The organism is Streptosporangium sp. NPDC006007 (assembly GCF_040614315.1).
Classification (GTDB): Bacteria; Actinomycetota; Actinomycetes; order Streptosporangiales; family Streptosporangiaceae; genus Streptosporangium.
In genome coordinates, this window is record NZ_JBEXUG010000007.1 from 223,307 (window position 1) to 229,325 (window position 6,019).

General features: G+C 67.9%; 9 protein-coding genes. 4 read left to right on the forward strand and 5 right to left on the reverse strand.

All coding sequences use genetic code 11. From position 1 onward, the window contains the following. Positions 1–16 precede the first annotated feature (16 nt). Positions 17–1,018 carry an ABC transporter substrate-binding protein gene (locus tag ABZ194_RS08785; RefSeq protein WP_355593895.1) on the forward strand — a complete coding sequence of 334 codons (1,002 nt, stop codon included), beginning with the start codon at positions 17–19 and terminating at the stop codon, positions 1,016–1,018. Then, on the forward strand, positions 1,015–2,097 hold the full coding sequence (locus tag ABZ194_RS08790) for a methyltransferase (RefSeq protein ID WP_355593897.1): 1,083 nt from the start codon (positions 1,015–1,017) through the stop codon (positions 2,095–2,097). Before ABZ194_RS08785 ends, ABZ194_RS08790 begins: the two co-directional genes overlap by 4 nt. Positions 2,098–2,389: 292 nt before the next feature. Here the strand turns inward: ABZ194_RS08790 and ABZ194_RS08795 are convergent, their stop codons facing one another. The 5 genes from ABZ194_RS08795 to ABZ194_RS08815 form a co-directional block, all read right to left on the reverse strand. After that, on the reverse strand, positions 2,390–2,593 hold the full coding sequence (locus tag ABZ194_RS08795) for a DUF397 domain-containing protein (RefSeq protein ID WP_355593899.1): 204 nt from the start codon (positions 2,591–2,593) through the stop codon (positions 2,390–2,392). Positions 2,594–2,739: 146 nt separating this feature from the next. Beyond that, positions 2,740–2,943: a DUF397 domain-containing protein gene (locus tag ABZ194_RS08800; RefSeq protein WP_355593901.1), complete on the reverse strand. Its 204-nt coding sequence runs from the start codon at positions 2,941–2,943 to the stop codon at positions 2,740–2,742. Further along, positions 2,936–3,778, reverse strand: coding sequence for a helix-turn-helix transcriptional regulator (locus ABZ194_RS08805; protein ID WP_355593903.1), 843 nt, complete (start codon positions 3,776–3,778; stop codon positions 2,936–2,938). The genes ABZ194_RS08800 and ABZ194_RS08805 overlap by 8 nt, the downstream gene beginning before the upstream one ends. Positions 3,779–3,931: 153 nt before the next feature. After that, on the reverse strand, positions 3,932–4,180 hold the full coding sequence (locus tag ABZ194_RS08810) for a GntR family transcriptional regulator (protein ID WP_355593904.1): 249 nt from the start codon (positions 4,178–4,180) through the stop codon (positions 3,932–3,934). 389 nt (positions 4,181–4,569) lie between these two features. Next, the gene (locus ABZ194_RS08815; protein ID WP_355593906.1) at positions 4,570–4,758 is read right to left on the reverse strand and encodes a hypothetical protein; all 189 of its coding nucleotides are present in this window, start codon (positions 4,756–4,758) and stop codon (positions 4,570–4,572) included. A gap of 229 nt (positions 4,759–4,987) precedes the next feature. On the opposite strand from ABZ194_RS08815, the gene ABZ194_RS08820 reads away from it, so the two are divergent. Next, the gene (locus tag ABZ194_RS08820) at positions 4,988–5,395 is read left to right on the forward strand and encodes a hypothetical protein (protein ID WP_355593908.1); all 408 of its coding nucleotides are present in this window, start codon (positions 4,988–4,990) and stop codon (positions 5,393–5,395) included. After that, complete coding sequence (locus tag ABZ194_RS08825; protein WP_355593910.1) at positions 5,392–5,934, forward strand: hypothetical protein; 543 nt, start codon at positions 5,392–5,394, stop codon at positions 5,932–5,934. Before ABZ194_RS08820 ends, ABZ194_RS08825 begins: the two co-directional genes overlap by 4 nt. Positions 5,935–6,019: the final 85 nt, after the last annotated feature.

The following is a 6,019-nucleotide window of genomic DNA, read 5'->3' on the forward strand; positions in this document are numbered from 1 at the left end:
CCCTCGGAGCCGTCTTATGCGATCCCGCGTTCAGTTACTCGCAGCACTTATTCTGTTATCCACGGTGATAAGTACAGCGTGTAGCGGTGGCCAATCATCGTCCTCCACGAAGAACGGGCCGGAAAAACCCGACCTCGTTCTCGGCACTCTGCCCATCCCCGACGCCGTGGCCTTCCACATCGCCAAATCCCGGGGGTTCTTCGCCCGCGAGGGATTCCACTCGGTGCGCACGGAGACCATCCAGGGCACCGGCCCGGCCCTCCCCCTGCTCAAGAACGGCCAGCTGGACGTCGCCCTCATCAACTACGTGTCCGCGTTCACCGCCCAAGGCAAAGGAGTGGTGGACCTGCGAATCGTCGCCGACTCCTACCAGGCCGACGCCAACACCTTCCTGCTGATGACCCCCGCGGCCAGCACGGCGAAAACCCTCGCCGACCTGCGAGACAAGACGATCGCGGTGGCCACCCTCCACAGCATCTGCACCCTCACCCTGGAAGTCGCGCTGCGCATCCACGGCATGACCGCCAAAGACGTTCGCCTGGTCGAGATGCCGCTGCCGAACATGCCCGGAGCCCTCGCCGCCGGAACCGTACAGGCTGCGTGGATGACCGAACCGTTCATCACCGCGGCCAAGACCACCGACGGCGCCAAAACCCTGGCGGACATGGCCAGCGGCCCAACCGCGGGCTTCCCCATCGCCGGATGGGCCGTCACCTCCGAATTCGCGAAGAAGAACCCGAGGACCGTCAGCGCCTTCCAGCGCGCGATGGCCGCCGGCCAGCAGATCGCGGCCTCCGACCGCGCGGCGGTCGTGACCACCATCCCGTCCTACACGCAGATCGCGCCGAACATCGCGAAGGTCATCACCCTCGGCCAGTTCCCCCTCACCCTCAGCGCGACCAGGTTGCAGCGGGTCACCGATCAGATGCTCGAATTCCACTACCTCGACCAGCCCCTGAACGTCGCACCGCTCCTGCTGCCCCCCGCCACAACCACCCCGACGAACGGGGCGTCGTGACCGGCACCCACTCATCTCCGCAGCGAGCATCCCGGGAACGGTCCCTCCCCCCCTTCTCAGGCGAACGTCCCGGCGCGCACGTCCAGCAGATCGTCAACGGTGTGGTCTCCTTCGGCGTCCTGCTCAGCCTGACCGACCTCGGCGTCGCCGACCACCTGGCGGACGGGCCGCGCGATGTGGCGGAGCTGGCCCGCCTGTGCGAGGCGGACGCGGACCCCCTCCACCGGATCCTGCGCGCCGCGACCTCACTCGGACTGCTGCGCGCCACCGACCAGCCCGATACCTACGCCCTCACCCAGGAGGGGCGGACACTGCGCGGCGATCTGGCGGACTCCATGCTGCCGGCGGTAATGATGGCCGCCGAGCCACGGTGGCTGGAGGCGATCCGTGTCCTGCCGGAAACCGTCCGCACCGGCCGACCCGCCCTGCCGCAGCCCACCTACGAGTATCTGGCGGACAATCCCGGCACCCGCGCCCTGTTCCACCGGTTCATGCGGACCCGCACCGCGCCCGTCGCGGCGGCGATCGCCGACCTGGACTTTGAGCGGGTGCACACCGTGGTGGACATCGGCGGCGGCCACGGCACCATCCTGGCGAAGATCCTCCAGACCCATCCGCACTGCACGGGCATCCTGCTGGACCGCCCGGACCTCGTGGAGACAGCCGCCGAGCACCTCGCCGCGCTCGGCCTGCGGGACCGGTGTGAGGTCGTCGGCGACGACTTCCTCGACTACGTTCCCCCCGGTGCGGACCTGTATCTGCTGGCCGGCGTCGTGCACAACTGGTCCGACGACGACGCCGGGCTGATCCTGCAGAACGTGCGGAAAGCCATGGAGGCCACCGACGGACCGGCCCAGGTGTGGTGTGTCGACCTGCTCCGCCCGACCTCCCCGGCACGGTTCGGCCCGCCCCACATGGCCACGGTTCTGGACGTGCGCATGCTCAGCCTCTTCAGTGGCGGCCATGAGCGCACCAGGGCCGAGTACGAGAGCCTGATGGTCCGCAACGGCCTGGAGATCACCTGGTTGGAACAGTTCCCCAACGACATGCACCTGATGGTCGCGGGCCTCGCGACGTAATGCCCGCGAGCCGGGTCGAGTCCGCATCGCCGTGAGCCAGGTGGCCGCAGAACCCCTGGAAACACGGCGAAAAGGAACGGAGCACCTGGCCAGGAGCCAATCTGGCTGCGCCTCGACGCGCAGCCAGACCTCCGCCGGACAAGCATGCCAACCACGTGTGAGTCTCACCTCGGCGCCCGCGCCCCGTCAGGGCAGGCGAAAGCCGCCGATCATGTACTGCACGCCTGGGGGCAGACCGGGGGCGCCTCCGAACGACCGACGGCGGCCCATACGTCTACCACGCGATCGCGGCTCAGAGATCTCCGGCGCGGACACCCCTGAGGAAATCACGCCAGACAGCCGGAGCGAAAACCAACACCGAACCAGACGGATCCTTACTGTCACGGACAGCAACGACACCCGGAAGGTTCGTCGCCACCTCCACGCAGTTGTCCGTGGTGCCACCGCTGAAGCTGGACTTGCGGAACTTGGCGCCGGACAGGTCAGGGGAAATCACGCTCACTCCTCACCGCAGCTGCGAGCACTGCGGACTCCTCGGGGGACGGGCATGCGCCGACAAGGCACTCAGACGCCAGCATAAGGTTCTGTACGTGGTTCGTCGCCTGGCAACCCCTGGCCCCGCCTGTCACGTGAGATCGCGGCTCAGAGATCTCCGGCGCGGACACCCCTGAGGAAATCACGCCAGACAGCCGGAGCGAAAACCAACACCGAACCAGACGGATCCTTACTGTCACGGACAGCAACGACACCGGGAAGGTTTGTGGCCACCTCCACGCAGTTGTCACCGCTGCCGCTGAGGCTGGACTTGTGGAATTCGGCGCTGGAAAGGTCGGGGAAGTCAGTCATGCTCGCTCCTTGCCGCGGCGATGAACGCTGCGGACTCGTCGGGGGGCAGGGACGCGCTGGCAAGACGCTCAAATGTCAGTTTAAAGTGCCGCACCTGATCGGTCGCCTCCACGTAGATGTCCCCGCCTGGGCAACCGATGTAGCCCACATCCGGATCCTCGTCATCAAAGCTGAGCACAGAGAACGCGCCCTCCAAACCGGCATGAGCACCGACCCGAAGCTGTAGAACCTGGACCGTGATGTTGGGCCAGTCCACAACCTGGAGGATGTTATCCAGCTGACGTGCCATGACCCCAAAGGAGCCAACCACCCGGTGCAAGGCGCATTCATCGAGGATGGCGTGGAGTATGGGAGCGTGAGCACCGAGAAGGTTGATCTTGCGTGACATCCGGGCGTCTACTCGCCGCTCCAGCTCCGCATCGGTCAGATCAGGGCGCCCCGCTTGGATAATTTCGCGGGCGTAATCCTCACTCTGGAGCAGACCAGGGATCAGAAGCGGCTCCCAAGTACGGATGATCGACGCTTCCGCCTCCAAGCCGACATAGGCGCTGGCGAAGACGTCGTTGTAAGCGGTCCACCAACCGCGTTGGCCGGCATCGCGGCCAAGTTGGATCAGTTCCGCCTTCGTGGACGAGTCCACTCCGTACAGATCACAGGCGTTGGCGATATCCGTACCGCTGGGCATGGTCCGGGCATTCTCGATGCGGCTCACCTTGGCGGTGGACCAGCGGAGCTGCGTGGCCACGTCATCCAGCGTGAGACTCACGTTCTCACGAAGTCGCCGCAGCTCACGACCGAGACGGCGATGTCGCACAGTAGGACCTGTAGAAGCCATGCCGCCAAGTCTGCCCGATCAACAGCGCAGCACGTCGAGTAAAGATATGCAAGGTACTTGTGATCATGTAACTTGCACGTCACACTGTGAGAGTATTCCACCACTCACAGGGGGTGACGATGAGACGAAGGTGCGCGAGCAGCACCGCAGTCATCATTGATCATCTATGGCCGGGTTCGCCACGAAATTACCCAGCCCCCGGACGGCGTAGACGACTCCTTCTTCACGCAGACGCACCAGCACCTTGCGAGCCGTACCGCGAGCGACACCGAACTCCTGGACGATCTGGTGCTCGCTCGGGACTTGCTCGTCAAGAGCGTAGACACCCTGGTTGATGCGCTGTTTGATGATGGCCGCAATCTGAACCCATCGCGGCTGGTTAGCGCGCCATTCGATCGCCACGCAGATCACCGTAGATCCCCGCAACGAACCGAAGATACCCAGGGTTAACTCGGGTTCGCCATGGTGAACCATAGCGCATGTCCGACAAAAGCCGGACCCGCCCGGCGCTTGGAACGACCGGACGGGCCCTTGACCAGGAAGGCACTCCTGACCGTGACCAACTCTAGTGCTCCGATCCTCGATCGGCAGACGGCAAGCAAAGATGGCTGCGGCTGCTTTGTCACCACTCCGCCGATGCCCATGGGTTGCGCCGCCTGCGGCCATCCGCCCTACGCCCACGGCTGCGACCAGGCCACACCCGGCCATGACTACGCACAGCCGTCCGGCGCGCTAATGGCCGAACGCCTGGAAGCACGCCACCGACTCGGCCTGGGCCGGGCACTGCCCGCCTACGGACCGCCCGCCGTCGTGACCCCCGATGAGGTGATCCCACTGGTGCCCGCCCAGCGCCGCCCGGAACCGTCTCCGGTCACCACGACCGCGCCCACCCCGACCGCCCTTCCCGCCGTACCACCGCCGCTGCCCAGACGGACGCCCCGCCCCATCCGGCGCCCGGCGTCCACATCCCGGCCCGCCACCGGCGCACCACCTCGACGCGATGACGGACGGCTGCCCACGCCGTACCGCCCCCGAGGGGTCGTCCGCAGCTCTCGTAATGCCGGAACCACACCGTTCCCTCGGCTCACGCGCCGATCGCCCGTCTCATACGGCGCGACCCAGACATTTCTCCCACATCTCACAGACCGGGTCCGGCCGGACGTCACGAGCGCCGGCCGGACCCTCAACCGGACAACGGAGGTCCGATCCATGGAACACCTTAGATCCGCCGCCCCCGATCCCGTGATCCCCGGCTGGCGGGTGATCCTCAGCGACGCCGGGCGCTTCTGGGCCAGCCGCGTGCTCCCCTTCCCCAACGACTCGGAGTGGTACGCCCCGCCGTTCCGCACGGTGGACGCCGACACCTTCGACCAGCTGAGGGCCGAGGTCGACCAGCAGGAGGCCGCCGCTCGGCAGGCCACCGAACAGACCGGACAGAGCAGGCAGGACGGGCGGTCCGGGCAGGTCAGGAAGACGCCGAGACCGGCCGTGACAACCGGACCGACCGAACCGGCCGAACCGGCCGCGACGGCGGGGACGGCGGGGACGGCGGGGACGGCGGGGACGGCGGGGACGGCGGGGACGGCGGGGACGACGGCCGGGCAGGTGATGTCGTGATGTGGCGCCGCGACTCCCCCACCCCCGGACGCCACCGCACCGGCCAGGCCCGCACCACCGTCCCCCACCACCTCTGGGACGTGCGCGCCCGCGCCGAGGCCGAACGACTCGCCCAGGCCTGGCCGAGCTGGACCGTCCTGTACGGCGTGGGCAGCCGCCGCTTCTACGCCCTGGCCGCCTGGGCGACGTCCGAACCGCTGATGGTCGAGGCCGCCACGTCCGAGGAGTTGGAGAGGCGGATGTATGAGGCGGTCATGGCCGTGACCACCCGCCGCGAGACCCCCCTCACCGCCTCGACCACGTCGGCACCCCCGGCCAACCCGGCCGCCCCGGCACCCCCGGCCCCTCCGACCAGGTCGGCACCCCCAGCCGCCCCGACCGCTTCGGCCCCTCCGGCCGCCCCGATTGCGTCGGCACCCCCGATACCTCCGGCCCCCTTGGCGTCCTCACCTTCCCCGAGCAGGCGCGGCGGCGTTCCTTCCCCGGCAGCAGCCGCCGCGCCGCACCACCCCCGCCGCCCCTACCGGGACGCGGCCTAAAAAGCCGGTGCGGCGGTCACCGCCTCCCAAGGGGGCGCCGCACCCACCGCCGTGCGGCCCGGGCCGGAGGGGACCCGGGCCGCAC

What these genes read in the sequence shown, in the direction of transcription:
- ABZ194_RS08820 (WP_355593908.1), top strand. Translation starts at nt 4,988, where the DNA reads ATGGAACACCTTAGATCCGCCGCCCCCGATCCCGTGATCCCCGGCTGG.
- ABZ194_RS08785 (WP_355593895.1), top strand. Translation starts at nt 17, where the DNA reads ATGCGATCCCGCGTTCAGTTACTCGCAGCACTTATTCTGTTATCCACG.
- ABZ194_RS08800 (WP_355593901.1), bottom strand. Translation starts at nt 2,943, where the DNA reads ATGACTGACTTCCCCGACCTTTCCAGCGCCGAATTCCACAAGTCCAGC.
- ABZ194_RS08805 (WP_355593903.1), bottom strand. Translation starts at nt 3,778, where the DNA reads ATGGCTTCTACAGGTCCTACTGTGCGACATCGCCGTCTCGGTCGTGAG.